Annotated in this window: 10 protein-coding genes; 8 read left to right on the forward strand and 2 right to left on the reverse strand. The window is 72.5% G+C overall.

The window, feature by feature from the left end; genetic code table 11:
- Positions 1–3 precede the first annotated feature (3 nt).
- The 5 genes from OHN74_RS29840 to OHN74_RS29860 are packed head-to-tail and all read left to right on the forward strand — an operon-like array spanning position 4 to position 8,555.
- Positions 4–5,088 (forward strand): polyketide synthase, encoded by a 5,085-nt coding sequence (locus OHN74_RS29840; protein WP_327697669.1) that lies wholly within the window; start codon positions 4–6, stop codon positions 5,086–5,088.
- Positions 5,085–5,408, forward strand: a complete 324-nt coding sequence (locus tag OHN74_RS29845) for an acyl carrier protein (RefSeq protein WP_327697670.1) — start codon at positions 5,085–5,087, stop codon at positions 5,406–5,408. The genes OHN74_RS29840 and OHN74_RS29845 overlap by 4 nt, the downstream gene beginning before the upstream one ends.
- A gap of 2 nt (positions 5,409–5,410) precedes the next feature.
- The gene (locus OHN74_RS29850; protein WP_327697671.1) at positions 5,411–6,238 is read left to right on the forward strand and encodes an alpha/beta fold hydrolase; all 828 of its coding nucleotides are present in this window, start codon (positions 5,411–5,413) and stop codon (positions 6,236–6,238) included.
- Complete coding sequence (locus tag OHN74_RS29855) at positions 6,235–7,440, forward strand: glycosyltransferase (RefSeq protein ID WP_327697672.1); 1,206 nt, start codon at positions 6,235–6,237, stop codon at positions 7,438–7,440. The genes OHN74_RS29850 and OHN74_RS29855 overlap by 4 nt, the downstream gene beginning before the upstream one ends.
- A complete protein-coding gene (locus OHN74_RS29860; protein WP_327697673.1) occupies positions 7,437–8,555 on the forward strand; it encodes a class I SAM-dependent methyltransferase in 1,119 nt (372 codons plus the stop codon). Before OHN74_RS29855 ends, OHN74_RS29860 begins: the two co-directional genes overlap by 4 nt.
- An 11-nt stretch (positions 8,556–8,566) precedes the next feature.
- On the opposite strand, the gene OHN74_RS29865 is transcribed toward OHN74_RS29860, so the two are convergent.
- Positions 8,567–9,610 carry a lysylphosphatidylglycerol synthase transmembrane domain-containing protein gene (locus OHN74_RS29865; protein ID WP_327697674.1) on the reverse strand — a complete coding sequence of 348 codons (1,044 nt, stop codon included), beginning with the start codon at positions 9,608–9,610 and terminating at the stop codon, positions 8,567–8,569.
- A 264-nt stretch (positions 9,611–9,874) separates the two neighbouring features.
- The gene (locus OHN74_RS29870; RefSeq protein WP_327697675.1) at positions 9,875–10,618 is read right to left on the reverse strand and encodes a Mut7-C RNAse domain-containing protein; all 744 of its coding nucleotides are present in this window, start codon (positions 10,616–10,618) and stop codon (positions 9,875–9,877) included.
- 131 nt (positions 10,619–10,749) lie between these two features.
- Here OHN74_RS29870 and OHN74_RS29875 point away from each other — a divergent pair, with 131 nt between their 5' ends.
- From OHN74_RS29875 to OHN74_RS29885, 3 genes are all read left to right on the forward strand, one after another.
- Positions 10,750–12,288: a serine/threonine-protein kinase gene (locus OHN74_RS29875; protein ID WP_327697676.1), complete on the forward strand. Its 1,539-nt coding sequence runs from the start codon at positions 10,750–10,752 to the stop codon at positions 12,286–12,288.
- Between the two features lie 362 nt (positions 12,289–12,650).
- Positions 12,651–13,790 (forward strand): LLM class flavin-dependent oxidoreductase, encoded by a 1,140-nt coding sequence (locus tag OHN74_RS29880; protein WP_327697677.1) that lies wholly within the window; start codon positions 12,651–12,653, stop codon positions 13,788–13,790.
- Positions 13,787–14,290: a GNAT family N-acetyltransferase gene (locus tag OHN74_RS29885; RefSeq protein ID WP_327697678.1), complete on the forward strand. Its 504-nt coding sequence runs from the start codon at positions 13,787–13,789 to the stop codon at positions 14,288–14,290. The genes OHN74_RS29880 and OHN74_RS29885 overlap by 4 nt, the downstream gene beginning before the upstream one ends.
- The last annotated feature ends 87 nt before the right edge of the window (positions 14,291–14,377 follow it).

A 14,377-nucleotide genomic window follows, 5' to 3' on the forward strand; every position in this document is an offset into this window, starting at 1 on the left:
GACATGACGGATCGTCACACGGGGTCCTCGGGCGGCACGTCGACACCCGTGGCCATCGTGGGCATGTCGGTGCTGCTGCCCGGCGCTGCCGACCTCGACTCCTACTGGCGGAACCTGCTCGCCGGGACGGACGCCATCACCGACGTACCGGACGGGCGTTGGGACGCGGACGCCTACTACCGGCCGGACTCCGCCGGTGGCCGTGCCGTCGCCGACCAGGTGTACTGCCGGCGCGGTGGGTTCGTGGACGGGCTGGCGGAGGTGGAGGTGACCCGGTTCGGGATCATGCCGAACTCCGTCTCCGGCACCGAGCCCGACCAGCTCATCGCGCTCAACGTGGCCGCCGCGGCCCTCGCCGACGCGGGCGGCGACGACCACCTTCCCGACCGGCACCGCATCGGCGTGGTCCTCGGCCGGGGCGGCTACCTCACCCCCGGCCTGGTCCGGCTCGACCAGCGGGTCCGTACGGCCAGTCAACTCGTGCGCACACTCGGTGAGTTGATGCCGGAGCTGGATTCCGCCCAACTCGACCGTGTCCGTACGGCGTTCACGGACCGGCTCGGTCCCGACAGCCCCGAGTCGGCGATCGGGCTCGTCCCCAACCTCGCCGCCTCCCGGGTCGCCAACCGGCTCGACCTGCGCGGACCCGCGTACACCGTGGACGCGGCCTGTGCCTCCTCGCTGGTGGCCGTGGACCAGGCGGTGAACGAACTGGCGTCCGGGCGCTGCGACCTGATGCTGGCCGGGGGAGTTCACCACTGCCACGACATCACCCTGTGGAGCGTCTTCTCCCAACTCCGCGCCCTCTCGCCCAGCCAGCGCATCCGCCCCTTCCACCGGGGTGCCGACGGCATCCTGATCGGTGAGGGCACCGGCGTGGTCGTCCTCAAGCGCCTCGCCGACGCCGAGCGCGACGGGGACAGGATCTACGCCGTCATCAGGGGCACCGGCGTGGCCAGCGACGGCCGCGCCGCCGGGCTCGTCAACCCCGACCCCGGCGGCCAGACCCACGCCGTACGGCAGGCCTGGCGGGCCGCCGGACTCGACCCCGCCCAGCCCGGTTCGGTCGGCCTGCTGGAGGCCCACGGCACGGCGACCCCCGCCGGTGACGCGGCCGAACTGGCCACACTGGCCGAGGTGTTCGGGCCTCGCGGGAGCGAAGGCGCGGGCGGTGGCAGTCCGGCCGTGATCGGCTCCGTGAAGTCGATGATCGGGCACACCATGCCCGCCGCCGGGGTCGCCGGCCTGGTCAAGGCCGCCCTCGCCGTCCACCACGGCATGCTCCTGCCCACCCTGCACTGCGACGACCCGAACCCGGCCCTCGCGGCCACCCGGTTCCGCCCGCTGGACCGGGCGGCGCCCTGGGAGACCACGGCCGAGCAGCCGGTTCGGCGGGCGGCGGTCAACGCTTTCGGGTTCGGCGGGATCAACGCGCATGTGGTGCTGGAGGAGGCGCCCGGGGCGCGTGCGAGAAGGGAGGCTTCCCCCGTGCCGTCCCCCCGGCCGACGATGACCGTCGTCGAGCCCGAGCGCGTCCTCCTGCTCGCCGCCGACACCCCCGGGGCCCTCGCCGCTCTGCTCGACGCGGACGACACGGCCGTACTCGCCACCGGTCTCGACGCCACCCGCGCACATCCGCAGGCCGGGCCCACCCGGCTCGGCATCGTCGACCCGACCGCGAAGCGGCTCACGCTGGCACGCCGGGCGGTCGCCAAGGGGCGGACATGGCAGGGCCGTAGCGACGTCTGGTTCCGTCAGGAGCCGCTACGGGCTGACAGGAAAGGGGAGTTGGGAGATCTGGCATTCGTCTTCCCGGGTCTCGAAGGCGACTTCGAGCCTCGCGTCGACGACATCGCCGCCCACTTCGGTCTGGACGGTGTACTCCCGGCCGGCGAACGGGCCGAGGTCGGGGACGTGGGCCGGCACGGGTTCGGGGTCGTCGGGGTCGGGCTGCTGCTCGACCGGGCACTGCGCCGCATGGGCGTCGTCCCCGACGCGGTGGCCGGGCACAGCGTCGGCGAGTGGACGGCGATGGCGGCAGCCGGGCTGTACGACGGCGACGAGGTCGGGGCCTTCATGGCGACCTTCGACCCCGACACGGTGAGCGTGCCGGGGCTTGCGTTCGGGGCACTCGGCGCGTCCGCCGAACGGGTTCTCGCGGCCCTCGCCGAGGAGGACTGGGCGGACGCCGGGATCGTGCTCTCGCACGACAACGCGCCGAGCCAGTCGATGGTGTGCGGCCCGGACACGGCGGTCGAGAAGTTCGTCCGGGCGTTCCGTGCCCGGGGTGTGCTCAGCCAGGTGCTGCCCTTCCGGTCCGGCTTCCACACACCGATGCTGGCGCCCTACCTGGCCCCGATCGAGCAGGCCGCGAGCCGCTTCCGGCTCAGGGCCCCGACGGTTCCGGTCTGGTCGGGGACGACGGCGGCGCCCTTCCCGGCGGGCGAGTCGGCGGTGCGTGAGCTGTTCGTACGGCATCTGCTGGAACCGGTGCGCTTCCGGCAGCTGGTCGAGGCGATGTACGCGGCCGGACACCGGACCTTCATCCAGGTCGGCACCGGCCAGCTCGGCTCGCTCATCGGCGACACGCTGGCGGGGCGCGATCATCTGGTCGTCGCCGCCAACTCCCCGCACCGCGACGGGCTGGCGCAACTCCGGCGCGTGGCAACGGCGTTGTGGGTGTCCGGCCGAGCGATGGTGCCGGCGCTGCCGGTTGGCGGCGTCGGCAACTCCGCTCCCCACACTGCCGGTCCCTCCGACCGCTCCACGGATCAGGCCCGCGCGACGGCCTCCGTGCGGGGGGACCGGCCGTCCCGACGACCGCCCGTCCGCCTCGACCTGGGCGGCGCCCTCGTCTCCCTCGACGAGGAGACCCTCACGCGACTGCGTGCGGAACTGGGTTCGGGACTGAGTCTCGCCGGGCCCGCCGTCGCTGGGGCGGCGGTTCAACGGAGGCGTGCCGCTGGGGTGTTGGGCGTCACGGAGGCACCCGGTACTGCCGGACTCCCGGGCGCCGCCGCGCTGACGTCGTCGCTGGACGCGCTCGCAGGCCGCTTCCCGGCCGCCGCCGAACTCGGCGCCCTGCTCCGGGAGACGGCGGACACGGCCGCCGAGCTGATCGGCGCGGGCCACCGCCGTCCGGGTTCCGCCGCGGCCTACACCGGGGGTGCCGCGCTGGATCCGGGCGGCTCCAGCGCGTTCGCCGGGGATCCCCGGCAGGCCTCCGCGACGGCCGCCGAGGCTTCGCGGCAGGTGACAGTGTCGCCCGTCGGCGTTTCCCGGCAAACCCCTTCGCTACCCGCCGGGGCTTCTCCCCAGCGCTACGGCACGCCCACCGGCCGCTCCGCATCGCCCGCCACCAGCCCGGCACCTCGGTCCCCGCTTCCGCGCCCCCGGTCAACCGCCCCTGGCGCCGCGCCACTTACCCCGACACCGCCCGCCGAGGCTGCCCCACCCCCCTGGCGCACCACGGTCCGCGTCTCCCCGGACACCATGCCGTACCTCCTCGACCACTGCTTCTTCCCGCAGCGTGCCGACTGGCCCGACGTGGCCGACCGGTGGCCGGTGGTCCCGGCGACGACGATCGTGCAGCACATGATGGACGAGGCCCAGCGAGCGGCGGAACAGACCCAACCGGGAACCCGAGCCGTGGCCGTGGCCGTCCACGGCGCCCGCTTCGACCAGTGGCTCACCGCCACCCCGCCCCGCGACGTGGAGGTGACAGTCGCCTCCGTCCCCACGGCCTCCACCCACCGCGCCGTCTCCTTCGGTCCCCGAGCCCGAGCCACCGTCGAACTCTCCGCCCGATACCCGGAGTCGGCGGTCCGCCCGACCCCCTGGCCCATCGACCCCACCACCGAACGCACCCCCGACCACACCGCCGCCCAGCTCTACGCCGAGCGCTGGATGTTCCACGGCCCGGCCTTCCAGGGGGTCACCGAACTCACCGCGATGGGCGAGGCACACGTACGGGGAGTCATCACGACCCCGCCCGCGCCCGGCTCGCTCCTCGACAACGTCGGGCAGATCCTCGGGTACTGGATCATGGCGACGCGCACCGAACGGACGGTCGTGTTCCCGGTCGGGATGCGGGAGATGAGGTTCTACGGGCAGCACCCCGAACCCGGCACCGAGGTCGACTGCTTCGTCCGGATCACCTCGCTCACCGACACCGTCCTCGAAGCCGACGTCCAACTGACCGTCGGCGGCCGGGTCTGGGCCGTGCTCAGCGGCTGGCAGGACCGGCGCTTCGACAACGACCCGCAGACCAGGCCCGTCGAACGCTTCCCCGGCCGCAACACCCTCTCCCAGGCCCGGCCGGGCGCCTGGGTACTGCTCCACGAACGCTGGCCCGACCTCGCCTCGCGCGACCTCATCATGCGCAACTCCCTCGGCGGAGAGGAACGTTCGCAGTACGAGCGGCACGCGCCCCGAGGCCGCAGACAGTGGCTGCTCGGCCGGATCGCCGCCAAGGACGCGGTACGCAGGTGGCTCTGGGACCACGAGGGCGAGGGGGAGGTGTTCCCGGCCGAGATCCAGGTGCACAACGACGCGACCGGGCGGCCGTACGTCACCGGGCTGCACGGCCGGCACCTGCCCCCGCTGGACGTCTCGCTGGCCCACCGCGCCGAGGCGGGCGTGGCGATCGTACGACCTCGTCGACCCGGTTCCACGCCCGGTTCCATGCCAGGCACCGGGCCCGGTATCGACATCGAGGAGGTCGTCGACCGGGACGCCTCGACCCTGACCACCGCCCTCGGACCGGCCGAACTCACGCTGCTCCGGGCCAGGTCGGCGGCCACCGGCGATTCCGAGTCGCTCTGGTTCACCCGCTTCTGGGCCGCCAAGGAAGCGGTCGCCAAGGCGGAGGGCACCGGATTCGAGGGCCGGCCAAGGGACTTCGCGGTACGGGAGGCCACGGACGAGGGCGACCGGCTCACCGTCTCCGGGCGGCTCGCACCCGTCTACACCGTGCACTGCGAGCAGACGGGCAATCCCCCCGGCCTGCCGGACAGAGAGTACGTCGTGGCCTGGACAACCGGATCGGCCCAGGAAGTCACAGCAGAAGAAGGGGAGTTGGAGCGATGAGTAGCCTCAACGGGCAAAGGATCGGAACCGTCGGCGAGGAGGCCGTGCTCGCCGACGTCAGGGGCATGCTCGCGACCCTCCTCGACGAGTACGGCATCGACGACGTCGAGATCCGTATGGACACCACCTTCAACCGCGACCTGGAGCTGGAGAGCATCGACCTGGTGACCCTGGCCGGGCTGCTGGAGGAGAGGTACGGCAACCGGGTCAACTTCGCCGAGTTCCTGGCCGGGATGGACTTCGACGAGATCATCGAACTCACCGTCGGGCGGCTCGTCGAGCACGTCGTCGCCAGCCTCAAAGCGGCGGAGGCGAACTGACCATGGGACACGTCGACATCGGCGGCGGTCTGCGACTGCACGCCCAGCGCATCGGCCCGCGCGGCGGACGGCCGGTCACCGCGACCGCCGTACTCGTGCACGGCCTGCTCACCGACAGTCTGGCCAGCTACTACTTCACCGTGGCACCGGCGTTCGCCGCCTCCGGCATCGATGTCGTCATGTACGACCTGCGTGGCCACGGCCGCTCCACCCGCCCCGCCACCGGCTACACCCTCGACGACAACATCGACGACCTGGAGGCCCTCCTCGACCGCCTTGAGGTGACCGGACCGGTCCATCTCGTCGGCAACTCCTACGGTGGGACAGTCGCGTTCGGATACGCGGCCCGCCATCCCGAGCGCGCCGCCAGTGTCTCCCTCATCGAGTCGGAACCGGCCACCGCCGCCTGGGCGGGCAAACTCGACGGCATCCTCGGCCGGGTCATGCACGAACTCGCCCACAACGAGGCCGACGCCATCGCCTGGATCACCGCCAACCGCAGCCAGAACACCGCCCGCCTCGCCAAGGGCGCCGCCCGGCTGGCCCGCGAGACCACCCTCGCCCAGGACATCCCGGCCAGCCGCGTACTGACCGAGGGCGAGATAACGTCCGTACGCTGCCCGGTACTTGGCGTGTACGGGGGCGACTCGGACCTCGCCGAGCTGGCACCCTGGATGGAGTCCGTGCTGCCCGACTGCCGGACTGTCGTCGTGCCGGGGCACGAACACTCGGTGCTGGTCGAGGCGTCGGGCACGGTCGGTGGGCACATCCTGTCTCTCATCCTCGGTGCGACCGTTCCGGTGCAGCTGGCGGGGGCGGAAGCGCGGTGAGCCGGTTCCTGTTCGTCGTGCCGCCGCTCGTCGGACACATCAACCCGGCCGTCGGGGTGGCCGCCGAACTCGCCTCGCGGGGCCACGAGTCGGCCTGGGCGTGCGCCGATCCGGGACTCGTACGACGGCTCGCCGGGGTGGACACCACCGTGTTCCCGTGCGCCGGGCCCGTCCCCGGCTCCGGTGTCGGCGTACGGCCACCGGACATGCGGGGGCCCGAGGCGCTGAAGTTCCTCTGGGAACGGTTCCTCGCCCCCCTCGCCGAGGAGATGGCGCCCGGAGTCGTCGCCGCCGTGCGGGAGTTCGGGCCGGACGTCGTCGTCGCCGACCAACAGGCCCTCGCCGGCGGCCTGGTCGCCGAGCGGCTGGGCCTGCCGTGGGCCACCTCGGCCACCACCTCCGCCGAGTTCACCGACGTACTGTCCGGCATGCCCAAGGTCGCCGAGTGGCTGGACGAGCTGCTCATGGGCCTCCGCAGCCGCGTCGGCGACAGCACGGGCACCGCCGATCCGCGGTTCTCCCCGCACCTCGTACTCGCCTTCAGCACACCGGAGTTCGTCGGCCCGGACGCCCGGACGGGCGACCAGATCCGGTACGTCGGCCCGTCCGTCGCCGACCGGCCCGCCCCGCCCGGCTTCCCCTGGGACTGGCTCGACCCCGCCCGCCCCACGGTCCTCGTGACCCTCGGTACCGCCAACACCGATGTCGGTGAACGCTTCCTGACCGAGTGTCGGGCTGCCGTACGCGAGCGGGCGGACCGGATGCAGACGGTGATCGTCGACCCGGCGGGCGTACTCGGCGGCACCCCGGGCGGGGAGGACGACAAAGGTGTGCTGATCGTTCCTTCCGTCCCCCAACTCCCGCTCCTCGAACGGGTCGACGCCGTCGTCTGCCATGCCGGGCACAACACCGTGTGCGAGGCGCTCTGGCACGGGGTGCCGCTCGTCGTCGCGCCCATCCGGGACGACCAGCCCGTGGTCGCCGGGCAGGTCGCGGCGGCCGGGGCGGGTATCCGGGTGCGGTTCGGCCGGGTCACCGCGCCGAAACTGGGCGCCGCGATCGACGCCGTACTGCACGAGCCCGGATACCGCTTCGCGGCGGGCCGGATCCGCACCGCGTTCCGGGCCGCCGGAGGTGCCTCCGCTGCGGCCACCCATCTTGAGCAACTCGCCATCGGCGCGCCCGCCAAGGAGACGGTATGAGTGACGACGAGCACGAGCACGAGGCCGACGCACCGACAGCACCGGAAGGCCGGCCCACCCCGACCCGCAACGAGCAGGTCGCAGCCCTCCGGCCCACGTACCAGGGCGACCTCGCCTTCGGCCTCGACCGGTTCTTCGAACCCCCGCGCACCAGCTGCCCCTGGTGCGGATCCGCCCGGCTGGAGACGCGGCTGCGGACCACCGACCTGCTCCAGCACAAGCCCGGACGGTTCGTGCTCGACCGCTGCCAGGACTGTCGGCACACCTTCCAGAACCCCCGGCTCAGCGCGGCCGGACTGGAGTTCTACTACCGCGACTTCTACGACGGACTCGGCGAGAAGCAGCTCGGCAACACCTTCGCGAGCCGCACCAAGATGTACGAGCAGCGGGCCCGGGCCCTGCTGCCCTTCGACGACTCGCCCAAGAACTGGCTCGACGTAGGCACCGGCCACGGCCACTTCTGCGAGTCGGCCCGGGTCGTCCACCCCGGCACGACCTTCGACGGGCTCGACTTCACCGACGGCGCCGAACTCGCCGAGCGGGCGGGGCGCGTCGAGCGCGGCTACCGGGGCAGCTTCACCGAGCTGGCCCCCGAACTGGCCGCCCGTTACGACGTCGTCAGCATGTTCCACTACCTGGAGCACAGCACCGAGCCGCCTCGCGAACTGGAGGCCGCGCGGCAGGCCATCCGTCCCGGCGGACACCTGGTGATCGAGGTCCCCGACCCCGACAGCCGTTACGCCCGGCTGCTCGGCCGTTGGTGGCTGCCCTGGCTCCAGCCGCAGCACCTGCACTTCGTCCCCGTCGACAACCTCCGGCGACGGCTCACCGATCTGGGCTTCACCGTGGTCCTGGAGCAGCACGCCGAGCCGCACGACCCCGTCGACCTGCTCGCCGCCGTCTGGCTGGCCCTCGACAACGCCGCCCCGCGCGACAACCTCCCGTGGCTGCCGCACCCCCCGAACGCCCTGCGCCGCACGCTGCGCGGAGCCCTGCTGCTGGCCGGCGTCCCGGCGCTGATCCTGGGCACCCTGCTGGACCGCTTCGCCGTGCGGCCGGTCTCCCACCGCCTGGGCGTGTCCAACGCGTACCGTCTGGTGGCCCGCAGGGACTGAACCCGAGTGCGCTACAGCACCTTGGCGCGCACCAGCATGGACAGCACGAGGGCGCCCGGAAGCAGTGGCAGCCAGACCGTCAGGACGCGGAAGCCGACGACGGTCGCGGCGGCCAGCGACATCGGGGCGCCCATAGCCGCCAGCGTGAACACCAGGGCCGCGTCGACGGGACCGATCCCGGCCGGCGCGGGCACGGCGCCGACAGCGGCGCTCGCGGCGAGGTAGGCGAAGACCACGTCCGGCCAGGCGATCGGCAGTCCGAGCGAGGCCCCGACGCTGGCCAGCACCGCCGCCTGGCAGAGCGAGAAGCCCGCGGCACCGCCCCAGAGCGCGGCGACGCGGACCGGCCGGGTGTGCAGCCGCCGTGCGTCGGTCAGGGCCGTGCGCAGACCTTCGAGCAGGGGGCGCCGCAGCGGACGTACGAGGGCCAGAACCAGCGTCACGACGATCACCGTGGCGACCACGCCCACGACGATGGGCAGCAGTGTCCCCTGGTCCGGAAGGAGGTCGGCGGTGGCCAGGGAGGTCGGGAAGGTGGCCAGGAGCGCGAGGATCAACAGGAGCTTCGCCACCGGTTTGACCAGTGAGTACAGGGCGAGGGAAGCGGTGGCCCGGGCCAGCGGGATGCCACGGCCGGTCAGGAAGCGCAGGGTGACGGCGTGGGCGCCGAGACCGGCCGGCAGGACGTTGTTCGCGGCCCCGGCGGCGAACTGCGAGGCCAGCAGCAGCCCGGGCGGCAGCCGCTCCGGGATCGCCCCCTGCCGGGCGAAGGCGGCGGACACCCAGCACAGGAGCGTGAACGCGCCCCCGATCGCCAGCCACCCGGGGTCGGCGGTGGTGAGCTGCCGGGCGCCGTCGTGCAGAACCTGCCAGTTGTCCGCCGCCCAGACCCCGATGAGCAGGAGCGGCAGCAGACAGAGCACCCGGCGGGCATGCCGGGCACCGGGGATCCGGCGAAAGCGGGAGACCGCGGAAGGACGGTCCGGGGTGCCCAGGGGAGAGGGCTGGACCGTCGGAGCGGGCGGGGCTATGGGAACTATCGGCAATGAGGACACAGCGCGCGTCGTCCTTCCGCGTGGCGCCCACGCGGAACGGGGCGGACGGGGGGAAATGAAGAGCGAGGCAAGCGGGACAGCAGGAGCGTTCCCAGTCCGCGTGACGGGGTGGTGTCCAGGAACAGAAGGGGTGAGGGCGGACGGGTGACACAAATGATGCCTGCATCTTTATTTACGGAGTCTCCCCCCGTAACCGCCGGTCGATGCCCCAATCGTGAGCCGGATCACATGCGTGGGCTTCTGGACCTGGCTGACCTGGCGTGCTCACGCCGACAGGCCGGCCGCCCCGCCGAACTCGCTCAGCGCGCCCTCGACGATCGCCTCCAGCCGCGCGTGATGCGCGCCCCGCCAGTACAGACGCTCGCAGACCGCACACTGCGCGAAGACGTCGTACGTACGCCGGGTCCCGTCCTCCAGCCGGTCGCCCACGGTCTGCTTGTCGGCCTGCTCCAGCCGTCCGTTGCAGGCGGTGCACCGCGTCCAGGGCGCGAGTGGGGGCGCGAACCGGGCCAGTACGTCGCGGAGTTGGTCGTCCGGACGGTCGCTGTAGATGTACGCGCCCGCCCACAGCTCCCGGCGCCGCAGCAGGCCCCGGTCCCGGGAGAGCAGCACCCGCTGCTCGGCCGCCGACAACGCGGCCAGCGCCGGGTCGCCGATGTCCTCGCTCTCGTACGCGGCGTCGACGCCCAGAAGCCGCAGCCTGCGGGCGAGCGTGCCCAGATGCACGTCGAGGAGGAACCGCAGGGGCGCCCCCGGCACCGACTGCGGTCTGACGACGGCACCGACCTCCACCGTCTCGCCGGCGCCCGGCACATGGGAGACCGGTACCTCCCGGCCGTCGACCAGCAGCCGCCCGGCCTCGGTGAGCGGTACGCCCAGTGACTCCACCACATGCCCCAGCGAGGACGACCCGTCGGTGATCACGGTCGTCGGCCCGGCACGTCGCTCGGACGGGACGAAAAGCCGCAGCTCAGGGGCGAAACTGATGACGATCTCCGGTCTGCTCACCCGGCCAGCATGTCATCGCCCCGGCCGGGAGCGCCCGCCGGTTTCCCGTGCACTACTCTCGGCGCTCTCAACCCTCCGGTCCGGTACCCCGACCGGGGCGGTCGGCCTCGCTGGTGGGGGAGTACGGCAGCATGCAGTTCGAACGTACGGGCGTGCCCGGTTACGAGATCGCCGAGGTGCTCGGCCAGGGCGGGTTCGCCACCGTGTACCGGGCCCGGCAACTGACCGTGGGCCGCGAGGTCGCCCTCAAGATGGACAGCCGGGTACTGGACACCGACCGCGACCGGCAGCGGTTCCTGCGCGAGGTCACCGCGGCCGGTCAACTGTCGGGCCACCCGCACGTGGTGGCGGTGTACGACGCCGGGGTCCTCGACAACGGCCGCCCGTACATGGTCCTGGAGCTGTGCCCCGGCGGCTCGCTCGGCGACCGGCTCCACCAACAGGGCCCACTCTCCGCCGCCGAGGCGCGGGACATCGGCGTACGCATCGCCGACGCGCTGGCCGCGGCCCACGCCTCCGGCGTACTCCACCGCGACATCAAGCCCGGCAACATCATGATCGACCGGTACGGCAGTGTCGGCCTCGCCGACTTCGGGCTGGCCGCGATGCCCCGCCCCGGCCAGGAACTGTCGGTCACCCGGGAGGCGTTGACACCCGCGTACGCCCCGCCGGAGGCGTTCCGGCTGGCCGAGCCGACCCCCGCCGGTGACGTGTACTCCCTCGCCGCCACGATCTACGCCCTCGTGCAGGGCAGACCCCCGCACTTCCCGGCGGAGGGCAGCCTCGGCATCGCGGAGGTCATCGTCCGGCACACCTGGCCCCTGCCGGACCTCCCTGGAGTGAACCCCAGCTTCACCGAGGTCCTCCGCCATGCCATGGCCCCGGACCCCGCCGACCGGCTGCCGAGCGCGGTGGCGCTCAGGGACGCGCTGGCCGCCGTGGACCTGACCGGAGCGGGCGACGCGACCTCCGTTCCTGTTCCCGTTCCGGTTCTCGCGCCCACTCTCGCTCCGTCTGCGGCCCTGCCCACCACCGTCTTGCCCTCCGCCGCCACCCCGCGCCGGACGAAGGTGAGCGTGCGGCTGTCCGTCGCTGCCGTGGCGGTGGTCGTCGTCGGTACGGGCGGGACGATGGCCTACCGGTACCTGCCGCCGTCGACGACCGAGGCACCCGCCGGTGGATCCTCCGCTTCCGCTTCCGCTTCTGGTACGGGTGGGGCGGCCCAGGACGCGAACGCCGGTTTCGGCGTCCCGACGACGACCGAGGACTGCCCGGCGACCGGCGTCGCCGGTATGCGCGGCCGCTGCACCACGACCGCCGAATGCTGGGGCGGCATGGTCGTCACCGTCGGCGTCGTCGCCGTGAACCGCTCCGACTGCCTGGTGTCACACCCGTGGGAGACCTTCGCGATAGCCCCGCTCCCGTCCGACGGGATGACCAACAACCAGCGCGAGCTGGAGGCCCACCCGGACGTGCTCAGACTCTGCTCGCCCAAGGTCCTGGCCGCGTCCAGACACGGCGACGCGCTCAAGATCGACCCCGCCCGCTGGACCATCGACGTGCTCCCGCCCACCGAGTCCCAGTACGCCGACGGTCTGCGCGTCATGCGCTGCGTGGCCACGATCACCGGGGAAGAGTCGACGGGGGCGCACTTCCGGCCCCGGCAGTGAGTTCCGCACCGAGACCCCACCGCCCCGCTCCGGCTGTCCGGCATCCGGGCGGTGGTTGACGTACGGCGAGACGTACTGCTCAATTGTTCGCATGGATGCCCAGCAGCAGCGCTTGGTTACGCGCGGCCACATCGACCTCTGTCGAGTGTGCTCCGCCGCGTGTCGCGCCTGACTCGGCAGCGGGCCGTCTGACCGGCCCTCACCTTCTTTCCTTCCTTCTGTGCTTCCGGCACTCCTTTCTGTCTCCCCCTTCTTCCTGACGTGTCGTCAAGTGCGGCCGTACGCAGGGCTGTTCAGCCATGCTCGCGTACGGGGCCCGCCGGTCGAGACGGTTCAGGGGAACCTGAGAAAGGCCGTTCTCCATGCCCGTGGAATTCCTTGGCATCGCCGCGACCAACGACGGCTCCGAAACCACCCCGCGCTCCGGCGCCGCCTTCGACAGGGAGTACACGCTCCGGCTCGCCCGTGCGCACGAGGACCACGGCTGGGACCGGGTGCTGTTCGCCTACGGGTCCGGCTCGCCCGATCCCGCGCCGGCCGCCGCGTACATCGCGAGCAGGCTGGAGCGGCTCCAGATCCTGCTGGCCCACCGCCCCAACGTCTCCTACCCGACCTTCGCCGCCAAGACGTTCGCCACCCTCGACCAGATCAGCGACGGCCGCCTGACCGTGCACTTCATCACCGGCGGCAACGACCGGGAACAGGGCCGCGAGGGCGACACCCTCACCAAGGACGAGCGGTACGCCCGCACCCGCGAGTACATCCGGATCGTCAAGAAGATCTGGACCACCCACGAGCCCTTCGACCACGAGGGCGACCACTACCGCTTCCACGACTTCGTCAGCGACGTCTTCCCCGTCCAACAGCCGCGCCCGAACGTCTCGTTCGGCGGTTCCTCGCCCGCCGCGTACGCCGCCGGGGGTGCCGAGGCCGACATCTACTGCCTCTGGGGCGAGCCGCTGGAGAGGACCGCCGAGCAGATCGAGGCGGTGAAGGCCGCCGCCAGGGCGGCGGGCCGCACCGAAGTGCCGCGTATCCAGGTGGCGTTCCGCCCGATCATCGCCCCGACCGAGGAACTGGCCTGGGAGAAGGCCCACCGTACGGTCGGCGCCATCAAGGCCCGCAAGCAGCGGGGCGAGTCGATCAGCAGGCGCCACGCCGGGGACGCCCAACCGCAGAACTCGGGCTCGCAGCGACTGATAGCCATAGCCGAGGCGGGCGAGCGCTACGACCGTGCCCTGTGGACCCCGACCGCCGCCGCCACCGGTGGCGCGGGCAACTCCAACGCTCTGGTCGGCACCCCGGAGACCGTGGCCCGGGCACTCCTCGACTACTACGACCTCGGCGTCGACATCCTCTCCGCCCGCGGGTACGACCTGCTGGGCGACGCCATCGACTTCGGCCGGCACGTCATCCCGATCGTCCGCGAGGAGGTCGCCAAGCGTGACGCCGAGCGTGCGGCACGGGGTGCGCAGGTGCTCGCGGCGGCGGTGAACGCATGACCTCCGTCGCACAACCACCGCAGAGGACAAGTGATGTGACGGTACGTCATGTCACCGTGTCCGACCCCCTCGTGGAGCCCCTGCTGCGTGAGCTCGGCGACGAGTACTCCTCCCGCTACGGCAAGGACGCCCACGCCGAACTCGCCCGCTATCCCGACGAGGAGTTCACGACGGCGTACGGCGGTGTCCTGCTCCTGCTCCTCGAACACGGCGAGCCGGTCGCGGGCGGCGCGTTCCGCCGGTACGACGCGGGCACGGCGGAGCTGAAGCGGATCTGGACGCACTCCGCCCACCGGCGCCGCGGCCTGGCCCGCCGGGTCGTCGACGAACTGGAGCGCGAGGCGTCAGCGCGCGGCTACCGGCGGATCCGCCTCACCACAGGTCCCCGCCAGCCCGAAGCCCGCGGCCTCTACCTGGCCACCGGCTACACACCGCTCTTCGACACGGCGGCCGACCCGGAAACCATCGGCAAGCTCCCCTTCGAAAAGCACCTCGCGTAGGCGGTTCCGGTGAAGAAGGGCGCGCACCAGAGCCCCGTGAGGGGCGCGGGGCTGTGTCCCATGTGCGGCTCCGCCGCGTGGGCGCGA

Origin of the sequence: Streptomyces sp. NBC_00459 (genome assembly GCF_036013955.1) — a bacterium.
Classification (GTDB): domain Bacteria; phylum Actinomycetota; class Actinomycetes; order Streptomycetales; family Streptomycetaceae; genus Streptomyces.

Excerpts from the sequence above, each read along its gene's own strand:
- OHN74_RS29880 (WP_327697677.1), top strand. The coding sequence starts at position 12,651 with ATGCCCGTGGAATTCCTTGGCATCGCCGCGACCAACGACGGCTCCGAA.
- OHN74_RS29850 (WP_327697671.1), top strand. The coding sequence starts at position 5,411 with ATGGGACACGTCGACATCGGCGGCGGTCTGCGACTGCACGCCCAGCGC.
- OHN74_RS29885 (WP_327697678.1), top strand. The coding sequence starts at position 13,787 with ATGACCTCCGTCGCACAACCACCGCAGAGGACAAGTGATGTGACGGTA.
- OHN74_RS29860 (WP_327697673.1), top strand. The coding sequence starts at position 7,437 with ATGAGTGACGACGAGCACGAGCACGAGGCCGACGCACCGACAGCACCG.
- OHN74_RS29845 (WP_327697670.1), top strand. The coding sequence starts at position 5,085 with ATGAGTAGCCTCAACGGGCAAAGGATCGGAACCGTCGGCGAGGAGGCC.
- OHN74_RS29840 (WP_327697669.1), top strand. The coding sequence starts at position 4 with ATGACGGATCGTCACACGGGGTCCTCGGGCGGCACGTCGACACCCGTG.
- OHN74_RS29875 (WP_327697676.1), top strand. The coding sequence starts at position 10,750 with ATGCAGTTCGAACGTACGGGCGTGCCCGGTTACGAGATCGCCGAGGTG.